Here is a 16,327-nt window from a genome sequence, read left to right on the forward strand (position 1 = left end):
GGCGTCTTCAGAGACCGCCGATTTCACCACGGCCTATGCGCCAATCGGCGACTTGGTCGGTGACCGTCAGGGTTACGTGATGGACGCGGATTTGAACCCGCTGCCCCAAGGCATCGCCGGTGAGCTGTATCTGGGCGGCGCTGTCGCACGGGGGTATCTGGACCGTCCGGGTGCCACGGCTGAACGCTTTCTGCCGCACCCGTTCCGCGCCGGTGAACGCATTTACCGCAGCGGCGACCGCGTGCGTCTGAACAGCGAAGGCCTGCTGGAGTACCTGGGCCGCATCGATCACCAGATCAAGATTCGCGGTTTCCGCATCGAAGCCGGTGAAATCGAAGCCGCGTTGAAGGGCTGCGAGGGTGTGCGTGAGGCGCTGGTCATCGTCCGCGATGGGGCAAGCGGCAAACAGCTGCTCGGCTATGTTGGCGGTGATGTGGCCGGCAACGACCTGAACGACGAGCGGATCAAGCAGCAACTCAAGGTGACCCTGCCTGAGTACATGATTCCGGCGCACATCATCGTCATGGCGCGCCTGCCGCAACTGCCCAACGGCAAGCTCGACCGCAACGCGCTGCCGGACCCGCAGGTCAGTTCCAGCGACTATCAGGCGCCGCAGGGCCCGCTGGAACAGCAGCTCGCCGCGTCCTGGCAATCGCTGCTGGGCCTCGAAGCCGTCGGTCGCAACGATCACTTCTTCGAACTCGGTGGCCACTCACTGCTGGCGATGCAGCTGATTTCGCGCCTGCGTCATGAACACGACCTGAGTGTGCCGCTGCGGGCGTTGTTCGACGCGCCGCGTCTGGCGGATTTCGCCCTGCGCATCGCGCAACGGGAACAGCCGGACACGCAATTGGCGCTGACCTCGCGTCATGCGACCCGTGCCGTGCAGTCCTTCTCGCAACAGCGGCTGTGGTTCCTCGACCAACTGCAACCGGGCGGCCACGCCTACAACCTGCCGGGGGCCGTGCGCCTGCGTGGCGACCTGAACGAGGACGCATTGCAGTCGGCGTTCGATGGGCTGGCGGCACGTCATGAAGTGCTGCGCACCCGGTTCGTCGCGGGCGACGGCGTGCCGCTGCAGCAGATCGAACCGGCGAGTGCGGTGCAGATCGAACGTCTGGACATCCGCCACGAGGCCGATGTCGAAACCGCATTCAACAAACTGGCGCAGACCTTCGTCAAACGCCCCTTTGACCTTTCGCACAGCCCGGTCTGGCGTCTGGCGCTGGTGCGGGTCGCCGCGGATGAACAGCGTCTGCTGCTGTGCCTGCACCACATGATCTCTGACGGTTGGTCGGTTCGCGTGCTGTTGCAGGAATTCAGCGAGCTGTACCGTGCTGCGCTGGAAAACCGTTCGCCAGATCTGGCGCCGTTGCCCGTGCAATACGCCGACTTTGCGGTCTGGCAACGCGAGTGGCTGGCAGCGGGTGAGGGCGAGCGCCAACTGGCGTACTGGACACAGCAGCTGGGTGACGAGCACCCGGTGCTGGAATTGCCCACCGACCGGCCGCGTCCGGCGCAGCAAAGTTATCAGGGTGATCGCCTGCTGTTCGGCTTCGATGCCGCGTTCAGCCAGCGACTGCGCACGTTCGCCAAGGCTGAGGGCGTCACGCCGTTCATGGCGATTCTGTCGGCCTATCAAGTGCTGTTGCACCGTCTGAGCGGGCAGAACGACCTGCGCATCGGCGTACCGATTGCCGGGCGTTCGCGGCTGGAGGTGGAAGGGATGATCGGCTTCTTCGTCAGCACCCAGGTGCTGCGTGCCGAAGTGTCTGCCGAACTGACGTTCCACGACGTGCTGGCGCAGGCCAAGGCGACGACCCTCGACGCCCAGGCCCATCAGGACCTGCCGTTCGAGCAACTGGTGGAAGCGCTGCAACCGGACCGCAGCCTGAGCCACAACCCGCTGTTCCAGGTCGCGTACGACCATCAGCAACGGGACTTCGAACTGCTCGCCGGCCTGCCGGGGCTGTCCGCCGAGGTGCTGCCGCTGGACGATGGCAGCAGCCAGTTCGACCTGGCGCTGAACACCTGGGAGGACGTGGACGGTTCGTTGGGTGGGTCGTGGAATTACGCAACGGACCTGTTTGATCACGGCAGCGTCGAGCGTTTGCATCAGCGTTTTGTGCAGCTGTTTGAGGGGTTGCTGGAGCGGCCTGAGGCGGCGATTGGCGACTTTGGATTGCTGGATGCGCATGACCGTACGCAGCTGATTCAGGCCAATGACACGGCGCGGGATTGGGCTGACGAATCGTGGGTTGTGCATCGTGAATTCGAGCGTTTGGCGCAGTTGCACCCTGAACGTGAAGCGTTGCGGTGTGGGGACCAGGTGTTGACCTACGCACAGCTAGATCAGCGCGCCAACCAGCTTGCCCATTACCTGCGCGGGCAGGGCGTAGGGCGGGAATCGCTGGTGGGCGTGGCAGCGTTGCGCTCGGTGGAAATGGTGGTCGCGTTGTACGCGGTGGTGAAGGCGGGCGCTGCGTATGTGCCGCTGGACCCTGAGTACCCGGTGGATCGTTTGCGTTACATGCTGGAAGACGCCGGGATTGGCTTGTTGCTGAGCCATGATCTTGTGATTGATGACCTGCCGGTTGTTGACGGTTTGCAGGTGCTGAATCTGGATCAGCTTGATGTGACTCAACAGCCGATCACTGCGCCGGTAGTGGAGATTCACTCCGAGCAGCTGGCGTACATGATTTACACCTCCGGCTCGACCGGAAAGCCGAAGGGCGCGGGCAACACCCATGCCGCGCTGTTCAATCGTCTGGCGTGGATGCAGGACGCATACGGCTTGGACGCCTCCGACGCCGTGTTGCAAAAAACGCCATTCAGCTTTGACGTCTCGGTGTGGGAGTTCTTCTGGCCGCTGATGGTCGGTGCGCGGCTGGTCATGGCGCAACCGGGCGATCATCGTGATCCTGCCTTGCTCACGGCTTTGATCGGAAAACACACGATCACCACGCTGCACTTCGTCCCGTCGATGCTCGCTGCGTTCATGGCCCAAGACGACCTGTCTGGCTGCAAATCACTGAAACGCATCGTCTGTTCCGGCGAAGCCCTGCCTGCCGATCTGGCGCGGGAAACCCTGCAACGTCTGCCGAATGCGGGGCTGTTCAACCTCTATGGCCCGACCGAAGCGGCCATCGACGTGACGCACTGGACTTGCGTGAACGAGCCGGGCGCTTCGGTGCCGATTGGCCGTCCGATTGCCAACCTGCACATTCACATCCTCGACAGCCGCCTGAATCCGCAACCCATCGGCGTGCCGGGCGAGCTGTACATCGGCGGCGCTGGCCTGGCTCGGGGTTATCACCAACGTCCCGGCCTCACCGCCGAACGCTTCGTCGCCAGCCCGTTCGGCAACGGCGAGCGGCTGTACCGCACCGGCGACCTGGCGCGCTGGCGAGCGGACGGCACGGTTGAATACCTCGGCCGTCTCGACCACCAGATCAAACTGCGCGGCCTGCGGGTGGAAATCGGCGAGATCGAAGCGGCGTTGCTGGACCATCCGGCGATCAGCGAAGCCGTCGTCGTCGCCCGTCAACTTGCCACCGGCACGCAGCTTGTGGGCTATCTCGTAGCAGACGTGTTCGACGAAGAACAGCTGCGCACCCAGCTGAAACAACGCCTGCCGGACTACATGGTCCCGGCCCATCTGGTCACGCTGGAAAAATTCCCGCTGTCCGCCAACGGCAAGCTCGACCGCAAGGCCCTGCCCGAACCGCAACGGCAACAACGAACCTTCGAAGCCCCGCTGGACGGCGTCGAAACCGAACTGGCGGCGCTGTGGCAAGACCTCCTCGGCATCCCGCGCATCGGTCGCCAAGACAATTTCTTTGAACTCGGCGGGCATTCATTGCTGGCCATCCAGTTGGTGGCGCAGATCCGGCGCGACCTTAAGCTGGAGCTGCCGTTGCGGGCGCTGTTCGAGTCGCCGGTGCTGGCCGATCTCGCGCAGTTCCTCAACACCCGCGCCGAGCAAGCGGCCATGCCCGCGTTGTTGCCCCGGGTCGAGCGTGAGTTCGCGCCGCAGTCGTTCGCGCAACAGCGGCTGTGGTTCCTCGCGCAACTGGAGCCGGAGAGCGCCGCGTACAACCTGCCGTGCGTGCTCAATCTGAGCGGCACGCTGAAGGTCGACGCCTTGCAACGCAGCTTCAATGGGCTGGCGGCCCGTCACGAAAGCCTGCGCACCTGCTTCGTGCCGGGTGAGCAGGGCGTGCCGCTGCAGCGCATTCTGCCGGTCGGTCCCGTGCAGATCGCCCGCCATGACCTGCGGGACAGCGTGCAACCGGAGGCCGATTTCGCCGAGCTGGCCCAGGCCTTCATGAACCAACCGTTCAATCTCGACGCCGATGTCGCGCCCTGGCGTGTAGGGCTGGCGCGGGTGGCCGACGATCAATGGCGCCTTATGCTGTGCATGCACCACATCATCTCCGATGGCTGGTCGGTCCAGGTCATGCTCGACGACTTCGCGCAGCTGTACCGCGCGTTCTCCGAAGGCGTCGAGGCGCAATTGCCGAGCCTGACGATTCAATACGCCGACTACGCCGCCTGGCAGCGGGACTGCCTGAGCGGTCGTGAGCGTGAGCGGCAATTGAACTGGTGGCGCGAGGCGTTGGGCGACGAGCAGCCGGTGCTGGAATTGCCGTCTGACCGTTCCCGCCCTGTCGAACGCGACGGCAAGGGTGGGCGCCACGCCTTCGTCTTGCCGCAAGACCTGGCCGACCGGCTGCGGCGCACGGCCAAGGCGCAGGACGCCACGCTGTTCATGCTGTTCCTGGCCTCGTTCGACACGTTGTTGTATCGCCTCAGCGGCCAGCGCGACCTGCGCATCGGCGTGCCGGTGGCGGGGCGTGCTGACCTGCAAACCCAAGGCCTGATCGGCTTCTTCGTCAACACCCTGGTGCTGCGAGCGCAGGTCAGCGGCGATCAGCCGTTCACGGAACTGCTTGCCCAAGTGAAAGACAACTTGTTGGGCGCCCATGCCCATCAGGACCTGCCGTTCGAGCAACTGGTGGAAGCGCTGCAACCGGCGCGCAGCCTGAGCGTCAACCCGCTGTTTCAGGTGAGCTACAACCACCAGCAACAGCCGGACCTGTCGCGCCTGCAATTCGATGGCCTGAGCATTGAAGCGCAACAGTGGGACATCAAAGGTGCGCAGTTCGACCTGGTGCTCGGCACCTTTGAACATCAGGACGGCCTCATCAGCGGCTATCTCGACTACGCCACCGACCTGTTCGACGCCTCCACCGTGGCGCGTCTTTACGACCAACTGCTGACCGTGCTGAACGCCGTCTGCGCCGCGCCGGGCACCGCCATCGGCGATCTGCCGTTGCTGAGCGAAGCCGACCTCGCGGCGCTGGATCAATGGAACACGCCGCCGTTCTCGCCATACGTGGATCGCCCGATTCATGAGCTGATTTCCGATCACGCCCGCTTGCGTCCTGACAGCATCGCGCTGGTCCACGGCGAACAACGCCTGACCTTTGCTGAATTCGACCGCCGAGCCAACCAGCTCGCACACGCCCTGCGTGCGCGAGGCATTGGCACCGAAGTGCGGTTGGCAATTGCCATGGAGCGTGGGGTCGATTTGTGGGTGTCGTTCATGGCGGTGCTGAAGGCGGGTGGAGCGTACATTCCGCTCGACCCGGATTACCCGACCGAACGGCTGCGTTACATGCTCGAAGACGGTGGCGTGAAACTGCTGATCTCCCACGATGCGGCGCTGGACCGCGTGCCGGTGGGCGACGTGCCGTTGCTCAATCTGGATCAGCTCGATGTTTCGGCTGAGCCAGAAACGGCGCCAGACGTCACGATTCATCCGCAGCAATTGGCGTACCTGATTTACACCTCAGGCTCAACCGGCAAACCGAAGGGCGCGGCCATCGCCCACGCCGACATTTCCATGCACATCCAGACCATCGGCGAGCGCTACCGCTTCACCGCCGAAGACCGGAAATTCCACTTTCTGTCGATCAGCTTCGACGGCGCTCATGAAGGCTGGATGATGCCGATGTGTTACGGCGCTCGTGTTGTCCTGCGCGACCAGGAGTTGTGGAGTGTGGAGCAGACCTACGACACGCTGATCCGAGAAGGCATCACCGTGGCCTCGTTCCCGCCCAGCTACCTGCGTCAGCTGTCGGATTGGGCCGGGCTGCAAGGCAAAGGACCGGGGGTGAAAACCTACTGCTTCGCCGGTGAAGCGTTCAGTCGCGAAATGCTCCATGACGTGATTCGTAACCTCCAGCCGCTGTGGATCATCAACGGCTATGGCCCGACCGAAACGGTGGTCACGCCGACGCTTTGGCTGGCCTCTTCGGAGGCTGCCGATTTCACCACGGCCTACGCGCCAATCGGCGACTTGGTCGGTGACCGTCAGGGTTACGTGATGGACGCAGATTTGAACCCGCTGCCTCAAGGCATTGCGGGCGAGCTGTATCTCGGCGGCGCCGTGGCGCGGGGCTATCTGGACCGTCCGGGCGCCACCGCTGAACGCTTCCTGCCGCACCCGTTCCGCGCCGGTGAACGCATCTACCGCAGCGGCGACCGCGTGCGTCTGAACAGCGAAGGCCTGCTGGAGTATCTGGGCCGCATCGATCACCAGATCAAGATTCGCGGTTTCCGCATCGAAGCCGGTGAAATCGAAGCCGCGTTGAAGGGCTGCGAGGGTGTGCGTGAGGCGCTGGTCATCGTGCGCGATGGCGCGAGTGGCAAACAGCTTTTGGGCTATGTCGGCGGCGATGTGCTCGGCAACGACCTCAGCGAAGACAGCCTCAAGCAGCAACTGGGCCGCACGCTGCCGGAATACATGGTGCCCGCTCACATCGTGATCATGGAACGTCTGCCGCAGCTGCCCAACGGCAAGCTCGACCGCAACGCGCTGCCGAATCCGCAGATCAGCAGCCACGCCTTCGAAGCGCCTCAAGGCGAGCGCGAAACGCAATTGGCGCAGGTCTGGCAGCAGCTGCTGCGCATCGACACCGTCAGCCGTCAGGACAGTTTCTTCGAGTTGGGCGGCGATTCTATTCAGTCGCTGGCGGTGATCACCCGCTTGCGTCGGCTCGGCCTGAAACTGGTGCCCAAGGACGTGTTCAGCCACCCACGGCTGAAAGACCTGGCCCTGCGCCTGACAGCGGTTGAAGTCAGCGCTGAAGTGATCGTCGATGAAACGCCAATCGGTGAACTGCCGTTGACGCCGATTCAGGCGCATTTCTTTGAACAGCCGATGGCCAATCGCGGGCACTTCAATCAGGCGCTGCTGCTGGAGGTTCAGCGCCCGGTGGAGGCGTCGGTGCTGGATCGTGCGTTGGAGGCCGTGCTGCGCCACCATGACGGGCTGAACCTGCGCTTCACGCGGCGCGACGACGGAACCTGGCAACAGGCGTATCGCCAGACCCCGGCCAGCGACAGCCTGTGGGTGCGCGACGTGGCCGATGACGCTGCATTGACGGCGTTGTGTCAGGAGGCGCAACGCAGCCTCGATCTGGAAAACGGACCGCTGTTGCGACTGGTACTGGCGCAAACAGGTCAACGACAACGCCTGTTGCTGGTGGCCCATCACCTGGTGGTCGATGGCGTGTCCTGGCGTGTGCTGCTGGAAGACCTGTCCCGGGCCTACGCGCAGCTGGCGTCGGACACCGCCGTCAATCTCGGTCCGAAATCCAGCAGCTATCAGCGCTGGGCGCAGCATCTGGTGCAGGCGGCGCAGGCCCCTGAACGCCAGGCCGAAGCCGCGTCGTGGGCCGCGCAAACAGAGCAGGGCGAGAGCGCCTGGCCGGTGGACCATGCTGAAGGTCGCGCCACCCAGCAAGACCTTGAACAGACCGAACTGCTATTGGACGCCGAGCTGACCCGTCGCCTGCTGCGCAACGCCCCAGCGGCGCTGGAGGCGCGGGTGGATGAAATCCTGCTGGCCGCATTGGCTCAGGCCCTTGGCGGCTGGACCGGTCAACACGAGCACCTCATCGCGCTGGAAGGCCATGGCCGTGAAGCGCTCAGCGAAGGCCTGGACGTCGGCCGCACCGTGGGTTGGTTCACCAGCCTGTTCCCGGTGCGGGTCGAAGCCGCGAGTGACATTCGGCAGACCGTCGAACAGGTGCGCGCCGTTGTGCGAGGGCTGCCGGACAAAGGCGTCGGTTTCGGTCTGCTGCGTTACCTGGGCAGCGAGCCCGTGCGTCAACGACTGGCCGCGTTGCCGGAGCCGAAGGTGGTGTTCAACTACCTCGGCCAGTTCGATCAGGACCTGGGGGATGGCCGTTTCGCGCCGTCGAAGGTGCCTGCTGGTGACCTGATCGACCCGGCGACGCCGCTCAACCGCGAGCTGGAAATCAACGGTCAGGTCTTCGCCGGGCAGTTGGGGCTGACCTTCCGCTTCAGCAGTCAGCGTTATGAGCGTCAGACCATCGAGCGGCTGCAAGCGGCCTATCGCGCCGCGCTGGTGGAGTTGCTGGAGGGCCTGCCGATCAAAGAGGCCTCGCCAGTCGCTCAGGCCCAGGCGACGAGCAACTCTGGCACGCCGAACCCGCTGATCCGCCTGAGCAGCGGCGCCAGCGACAAGCCCGCCGTGTTCTGCGTGCACCCGGTCAGCGGCACGGTGGTGGGTTATTACGCGCTGGCGCGGCGTCTTTCGGCGCAGTGGGACGTGTGGGGGATTCAGAACCGTCAGGTGCTGGACGGCCAGTGGCGCGACACGGCCATCGAACAAATGGCCCGCGACTACGTCAAGGCGTTGCTGGAGCAGCAGCCCTCCGGGACGTATCGCCTGATCGGCTGGTCCATGGGCGGCACGATGGTGCTGGAAATGGCCCGTCTGCTGACCCGTCTGGGCAAGCGCGTGGAATTCGTCGGCCTGATCGACGGCTACGTGCCGGGCGCCGGGCAGCCGCGTCCACCGCTCCCTGAAACGGCGCCTCAGTCCCTGACTGACGGCGAGGCCGAAGGCGACGAACACTGGCAGCAGTTGCTCGGCGTCGAGCGGCACATGCGCCAGTTGGCCAACCAATGCCGGGACATCCCCGCCCTCCGCGTGCCGGTGTACGCCTGGTGGGCCGAGCGGTCTCCGGAAAACAACGAAAACGCACCGGCTCTTCTGGAGCAGGGCATGGGTGGACGCATGCAGGTTTCGGCCTGGATCGATGCCGACCACCTCTCGATTGTCCGTGATCAGTCGTTCATTACCCAATTGGCCGAGTCCCTCGCGCAGGTCAACGAGCGCCCTCAGTCCCACGATTTCCAGGAGCAGGAATATGCATAGCCCACACAACGTGACGTCCATTGGCGAGCTGAGCCCCGAGGCGGCACTGATTAACGCCGATTATCGGTTCGCGCCCACGCCGCGACTGGAGCGGCAGGCGGCCGTGGAATCCAACGCCCGCAGCTACCCGCGCCGCATTCCGCTGGAGCTCAAGCGCGCCCAGGGCATTCACGTGCAGGACAGCGAAGGGCGCTGGTTCATCGATTGCCTCGCCGGTGCGGGCACCCTCGCATTGGGCCACAACCACCCCGAGGTGGTGCAGTCGATGCGCAACTTGCTCGACGGTCAGCGCCCGCTGCATACCCTCGACCTGATGACCGAGGCCAAGGATGAATTCATCCGCGAGCTGTACGCCTTGCTGCCACCCGAATTCGCCAAGGACGCGCGCATTCAATTCTGCGGCCCGGCAGGCACCGACGCGGTCGAGGCGGCGCTGAAACTGGTGCGCACCGCCACCGGGCGCAGCAACCTGATGGCCTTCCACGGCGCTTACCACGGCATGACCCAGGGCGCGTTGGGCCTGATGGGCAACCTGGGGCCGAAGGCGTATCTGGACGGCATGGCCTCGAACGCGCAGTTCTTGCCGTTCCCCTACGACTACCGCTGCCCGTTCGGCGTGGGCGGTGAGGCGGGGGAACGCATCGGCCTGCATTACATCGAGAACCAGCTGACCGACCCGGAAAGCGGTGTGCTGCCACCGGCCGGGATGATCCTCGAAACCCTGCAAGGGGAGGGTGGGGTGGTGCCGACGTCTGCTCACTGGTTGCGCGAGATTCGCCGCATCACCCACGACGCCGGGGTGCCGCTGATCCTCGACGAAATCCAGTGCGGCGTGGCGCGGACCGGCAAGCCGTTTGCCTTCCAGCACGCCGGCATCGTCCCGGACGTGTTGGTCCTGTCCAAAGCCATCGGCGGCAGTCAACCGATGGCGGTGGTGGTCTACAACAAGGCGCTGGATGTCTGGAAACCGGGCTCTCACGCCGGAACGTTCCGTGGCAACCAGCTGGCCATGGTCGCCGGTTCCACTACCCTGCGCATCGTGCGCGAACAGCAACTGGACCAGCACGCGGCGGCCATGGGCGAACGCTTGAGCAGCCATCTGCGTGCCCTGCAAAAAGACTATCCGCAGATGGGCGACGTGCGCGGCATGGGCCTGATGCTCGGCGTGGAAATGGTCGATACCGCAGGGCGTCCGGACGTGCTCGGGCGTTTCCCCCACAGCGGTGAATTGGCGTCGAAGATTCAGCGCCAGTGCCTGCAACGGGGGCTGATCATCGAAGTCGGCGGCCGTCACTCCAGCGTCATCCGTTTTCTGCCGCCGCTGATCGTCACCGCAACGCAGATCGACCAGATCGCCGACATCTTCAGCGCCGCCGTTTCGGCCGCCGTCCACACCCGTTAGACCCACCCCTGTATCCGCGAAGTGACAAGGGACTGCGCTTCGCATTTGATAATGAATAGCAATGGCAATGAGAACGTTTCTCTGTTACATTTTCACGCTTTTTTGACATATGCAGTCAAAATTTGGGGCCAGAGGCCCCGTGTTTCTTCAAGGGAGGGGGAGTTCGGATGGTCAGCAACAACAAAAATCAATTCAAGGTGAAAGCCTTGGCAGCGCTGGTTGCAACAGTCGCGTGCCACGGTCTGGCATGGGCCGACGATGCCCCTGCGAAACCGGCGAAAGGCTCCACCATTCAACTGCAGAATTCGGTGGTTTCAGGTGAAGCCCCAGTGGCTGAAACCGACGTCGGTTATCAGGCGAAAAACAGCACGGCGGGCACCAAGACCAGCACGCCATTATCGGAAACGCCGCGTTCTGTATCGGTCGTGACACGTCAGCGCATGCAGGATCAGGCGTCCCAAACCCTGACCGACATCCTCGGCTACGTGCCGGGTATTTTTGCGCCACCGTTCGCGGTCGGCGACGGCCTGGCCGGTGACCTGTTCTCGATTCGTGGCTACAACGCCACCGACTACGGCTACGGCCTGCTCAAGGACGGCCTGCGTCTGCAAGGCAACCGCTACGACACCACCACCGAACCGTATGGTCTGGAGCGCACCGAAGTGTTCCGGGGCCCGAGCTCGATCCTCTACGGCGAAAACGCGCCGGGCGGTCTGGTCAACCTGGTCAGCAAGCGCCCGACCGAAGTCGCGCAAGGCGAAGCCAAGTTCACCTACGGCAGCAACAACCGTCGTCAACTCAGCCTGGACGTCTCCGGCCCGCTGACCGACGACAACCGCATTCTGGGCCGTGTGGTCATGCTCGGCCGCAACGCCGACACCCAGGTCGATTCCGTGCCGGACGACCGCATTTACATCGCGCCGTCGATGACCTTCAACTTCGACGAAGACACCGCGCTGACCCTGCTGTCCTCGTACCAGCGCGACCGCACCAAGCTGGAACTGGGCTACCCGGCGGCGGGCACGCTGCTGAACAACCCCAACGGCAAGATCGGCAAGAGCCAATTCAACGGCAACCCGAACTGGGACGATTTCGAGCGTGAAAGCTGGACCCTGGGCTACGAGTTCAGCCACCAGTTGAACGAGAACTGGCAGTTCCGCCAGAACTCGCGCTACATGGAATCGCGCATCGACCGCCACGAGACCTGGCCGAACAACCTGAACAACGGCGGCTTCGGCAGCACGTTGACCAGCACCGCGTATGACCGCGACAACAAATCCATCGCCTACTCGGTCGACAACCAGTTCGAAGGCCACTTCACCTCCGGCGCGCTGGACAACACCGTGCTGCTGGGCGCGAGCTACGACCGCACCTCGTTCAACCAGGATTGGGCGGCGGGCAACGGCGGTACGTTCAACGCCTTCAACCCGGTGTTCCCGGCGGGCAATCCGCGTATGCTCGCGACGATCCAGAACTCGCAGCTCGACCAGCAGATGTACGGTTTGTACAGTCAGTTGCAGAGCAAGTACGACAATTGGATCTTCCTGCTCGGCGGTCGCCAGGACTTCGTGAACAGCAAATACCGCAACCGCGCCGGTACCACCAGCGGTGTGGCGGATCTGGACGGCTGGGATCACCGTTTCAGCTGGCAGACCGGCCTGATGTACCAGTTCGAAAACGGCATCTCGCCGTACGTCAGCTATTCGACGGCCTTCACTCCGGTGCAGCAGTCGTCGCAGCCGAATGGTGATTTGCTGCACCCGATCCTCAGCCATCAGTACGAAGCCGGTGTGAAAATCGAGCCGAAAGGCTGGAACACTACGTTCAGCGCAGCGGTGTTCGAACTCACCAAGACCGACGACGTCGTGGCCGGGTCCAACGGTTTCAGCCAGCAGGTGGGCGAGAGCAAGTCCAAGGGCATCGAGCTGGAAGCCAACAGCGACATCACCCAGAACCTGAGCCTGACGGCGTCGTACACCTACACCGATGCACGGGTGACCAAGGATGCGCCGGGGTCGTTGTTCGAGGATCACCAGTTGACCGGTATTCCGCGTAACCAGGCGTCGGGCTGGGCGACCTATCGCTTCCTCGACGGTCCGCTGAGCGGATTCCGTGTGGGCGGTGGTGTGCGGTATTTCGACAACACCTTCGCGTACACCGCGCCGACGTTGTACGGCAAGTTGAAGACCGGCGATGTGACGCTGGTGGATGCGTTGGTCGGGTATGACATCGACAAGCACTGGTCGGTGGATGTGAACGCGAAGAACCTGTTTGACAAGGAGTATGTCAGCGGGTGTAACAACGCCGGTCGTTGCTATTGGGGCGAAGAGCGCACCGTGTTGGGTACGGTGGCGTTCCGCTGGTAAGGGCAGGGGTTGAAGAGAAGGGCAGGCACGGGTGACGTGACTTGCCCTTTTTTTGTTTCTTGAACTGCGTTCATATCCGTTTCATCGGGTGTGGCTGATATCGGTTCCGCCCTTACGGCGGGTCACTTTCGAAAAGCCGGAGTGCCGGCCCAGACGAAAGTAACCAAAGCGCTCAGGCTCCTGGCTGGGCCCTCGTTCCTCGGGTTCCCTCACTTCGGCGACGCTCCGTGGGCCCGCCGCGAAGGGCCATCCATGGCCCAGCGCGGCTCTCGCGGCATCCATGCCGCTCGACCCACTCCGCATCGCCTGCGTTCGGCCTGCGCCCAAGTCGCGTTCGGCGGTGTCTGAACTGGCGTGGGAGAAGATCAAAAGCGATCTTGCTGGAGCTAACGCTCTTCGCAGTGTGTTGCGTTAAGCGAGGCTTCATCAGGACGCGATTTTGAACTGTAGGAGCGAATTCATTCGCGAAAATGGTCCAGGCGACGGAGATGTGTTGCCTGCACCTGCCTCTCGCGAATGAATTCGCTCCTACAGGGGCTGTGCAGCGCTCCTGAATTCTCAACAATGCAGGTACACCGCGTTCGCTGCCGTCGTAACCTCCGGCGTCTCCCACAGGAACAGCGTCCAGATTCAAGCGCGAAGTTCGCACTCGCTCCTGCTCCTGCTCCTGCTCCTGCTCCTGCTCCTGCTCTTGCTCTTGCTCTTGCTCTTGCTCTTGCTCTTGCTCTTGCTCTTGCTCTTGCTCTTGCTCTTGCTCTTGATCTCGCTCTTGATCTTGATCTTCATACGCAATAGTTCAGACACCGCCGAACGCGACTTGGGTGCAGGCCGAACGCAGGCGGTGCGGAGTGGGTCGAGCGGCATGGATGCCGCGAGAGCGCCGCAAGGACATGGATGTCCGTTCGGCGCGGGCCCACGGAGCATCGCCGGAGTGAGGGAACTTCGACGAAGTCGAAGCCAAACCAGGAGCCTGAGCGCTTTGGTTACTTTCGTCTGGGCCGGCACTCCGGCTTTTCGAAAGTGACCCGCCGGGGGGGCGGAAAGGTGAAGCAGTGTCGCCACCGCAAATGGATATACATGCATAACAACGCACCGCCTTTGACCCGCTTCAAGAAAAAACACTAATCATCCGCCCCCCTCATTCGTCTTCTAGATAAACCCGCATCACACGCGGCCACTCATCACGAAGAGGCAACCCCATGAGCTTTGACGGCGAAAACACCCAATTCCGCGTAGTCATCAACCACGAAGAACAGTACTCCATCTGGCCCGACTACAAAGCCATCCCCGAAGGCTGGAAAAGCGTCGGCGTCGAAGGCGACAAACAGACCTGCCTCAACTACATCGAAACCACCTGGACCGACATGCGGCCCCTGAGCCTGCGCAAGGCCATGGCCTGATCCACCCCCTTTTTTGAACTGCTGCCCTGGAGCGTCTTGCCCATGAACATGAGCATGCTCACGCCACACACCCTCCACGTCGAAACCGGCTTCCCGCTGCGGGTCTATCCCGGCCAGACCGGCGCGACCCTGGCCTCCGAATTCGAATCCCTGCGCGGCGTGGTTGACCGGTTGCTTGAACGCGACGGCGCCATCCTGTTCAGCGGGTTCAACAGTGAAGGCGTCGACGGCTTCCAGCGTTTCGCCGCCGCGTTCGGCCATCCGCTGCTCAACTACGAATTCGGCTCCACCCCCCGCAGTCAGGTCGACGGCAAGGGGGTCTACACCTCCACCGAATACCCGGCGCATCGCTCGATCCCGCTGCACAACGAACAGGCTTACACCAACGAGTGGCCCATGCGCATCTGGTTCTACTGCGCGAAGGCCGCCGCCAGCGGAGGCGAGACGCCAATTGCCGACAGCCGCGAGGTGTTCCGTCGGATCAATCCGGCCCTGCGCAAGCGCTTCGAAGAGAAACGCCTGATGTACGTGCGCAACTACGGCAACGGCCTCGACCTGACCTGGCAACAGGTGTTCAACACCGAGCGCCACAACGAGGTTGAGGACTACTGTCGCAAGCGCGGCATTCAGTGCGACTGGAACGAATACGGCGACCTGCGCACCCGACAGCTCGTGCAAGGCGTCGCCCAACACCCGCGCACGAAGGACTGGGTCTGGTTCAACCAGGCGCACCTGTTTCACCTTTCCAACCTCGACCCCGACATGCAGGAAATCCTGCTGGACACCGTCGGCGAGGAAGGCCTGCCGCGCAACGTCTATTACGGCGACGGCAGCCCGCTGGAAGACGACGCGCTGGCGGAAATTCGCGGCGTGCTCGGTGAGTGCGAAGTGGTCTTTCCCTGGCACACCGGCGACGTGCTGATGCTCGACAACATGCTCACCGCCCACTCGCGCAAGCCCTTCAGCGGTGAACGCAAGGTGGTCGTGGCAATGGCCGAAGGCGTCAATGGCGACGCGCTGCTCAACACCCCATGAGTTCGAAACCCATGCAAAAAACCAAACTGGTGTACGTCTGGTCGCTGCGCAATGGCGCGGCTGACAAGGCCGGTCAATACGTCGATTACCACGGCGAACAACGCTACATGAAGTCGCCGCTGGAGTATCTGGTGCAGGCGCTCAACGACACGCCACTGGGCGATCATTATTCGCTCGAAGGCATCATTTGCGACGACAACCCCGAGTCGGCGCGGGACCGCGAGAACATCAAGGACTACGGCTTCGCGCCGGGGCAGGGGGCGCATTGGTTCTACCCGGCAGACCTCAAGGTGCAGGGCCGTCCGGTCAACGATTTGCTGGAAAACGTTCCCTCGACCTACCGTGCCTTGCCGTTGGGCGACAGCCAGCGTCTGGCGGGGAAATCGGATTTCGAGCGACGCTTGGGCGAGCGTTTGCAGGCGTTGCAAGCCGAGGTCGTGGTCCTCGACGGGCTGCTGGTGATCCTCGACGAACTGGTACGTCCCGGCGCGGATTTCCACCGTCGCATCGTCAATATCCACCCGGGCATCACCCGTCTGGAATCGCCCTATGAACGTCGCGGCGCCTACGCCACCCTTGACGCGCTGTACGGCGCGCAAGGCAAGAAAGTCATTGACTGGCAAACCCGCGAAACCATCGACATTCCGGTGGTGGACATGACCGGCGCCTCGTTCCATTACGTGGACAACGGCATCGATTCGGGGGAGGTGATTTTTGACGTCCTCGACACACCGATTGCGCCAGACGACACCATCCTCGAACTGCGCTGGAACAACTTCAACAACAGCCTGTTCCCGGCGCTGGAACAGGGGTTGTTGGTGTTGGCGCGGCGTCAGCCTCATTAACCTCTCGCTGGAAAAAACGGCGT

General features: G+C 63.2%; 6 protein-coding genes (1 of these 6 only partly in view). All 6 read left to right on the plus strand.

What is annotated here, in order from left to right; translation table 11 throughout:
• Positions 1-9,256, plus strand: the 3' portion of a protein-coding gene (locus AAEO81_RS12775) for a non-ribosomal peptide synthase/polyketide synthase (protein ID WP_341963972.1). 6,914 nt of this gene lie to the left of the window's left edge; 9,256 of the gene's 16,170 nt are visible here — the last part of the coding sequence; the start codon falls outside the window, past its left edge; the stop codon is at positions 9,254-9,256.
• The gene (locus AAEO81_RS12780) at positions 9,249-10,658 is read left to right on the plus strand and encodes an aspartate aminotransferase family protein (protein WP_341963973.1); all 1,410 of its coding nucleotides are present in this window, start codon (positions 9,249-9,251) and stop codon (positions 10,656-10,658) included. The genes AAEO81_RS12775 and AAEO81_RS12780 overlap by 8 nt, the downstream gene beginning before the upstream one ends.
• A gap of 167 nt (positions 10,659-10,825) precedes the next feature.
• A complete protein-coding gene (locus AAEO81_RS12785; RefSeq protein WP_341963974.1) occupies positions 10,826-13,024 on the plus strand; it encodes a TonB-dependent siderophore receptor in 2,199 nt (732 codons plus the stop codon).
• A gap of 1,199 nt (positions 13,025-14,223) precedes the next feature.
• Complete coding sequence (locus AAEO81_RS12790) at positions 14,224-14,424, plus strand: MbtH family NRPS accessory protein (RefSeq protein ID WP_081569556.1); 201 nt, start codon at positions 14,224-14,226, stop codon at positions 14,422-14,424.
• Positions 14,425-14,466: 42 nt separating this feature from the next.
• Positions 14,467-15,459: a TauD/TfdA family dioxygenase gene (locus AAEO81_RS12795; protein WP_341963975.1), complete on the plus strand. Its 993-nt coding sequence runs from the start codon at positions 14,467-14,469 to the stop codon at positions 15,457-15,459.
• Between the two features lie 11 nt (positions 15,460-15,470).
• Complete coding sequence (locus AAEO81_RS12800; RefSeq protein ID WP_341963976.1) at positions 15,471-16,304, plus strand: formyltransferase family protein; 834 nt, start codon at positions 15,471-15,473, stop codon at positions 16,302-16,304.
• The last annotated feature ends 23 nt before the right edge of the window (positions 16,305-16,327 follow it).

It is taken from the genome of Pseudomonas sp. RC10 (genome assembly GCF_038397775.1).
GTDB lineage: Bacteria > Pseudomonadota > Gammaproteobacteria > Pseudomonadales > Pseudomonadaceae > Aquipseudomonas > Aquipseudomonas bambusae.

Excerpts from the sequence above, each read along its gene's own strand:
- AAEO81_RS12780 (WP_341963973.1), top strand. The coding sequence starts at position 9,249 with ATGCATAGCCCACACAACGTGACGTCCATTGGCGAGCTGAGCCCCGAG.
- AAEO81_RS12785 (WP_341963974.1), top strand. The coding sequence starts at position 10,826 with ATGGTCAGCAACAACAAAAATCAATTCAAGGTGAAAGCCTTGGCAGCG.
- AAEO81_RS12790 (WP_081569556.1), top strand. The coding sequence starts at position 14,224 with ATGAGCTTTGACGGCGAAAACACCCAATTCCGCGTAGTCATCAACCAC.
- AAEO81_RS12795 (WP_341963975.1), top strand. The coding sequence starts at position 14,467 with ATGAACATGAGCATGCTCACGCCACACACCCTCCACGTCGAAACCGGC.
- AAEO81_RS12800 (WP_341963976.1), top strand. The coding sequence starts at position 15,471 with ATGCAAAAAACCAAACTGGTGTACGTCTGGTCGCTGCGCAATGGCGCG.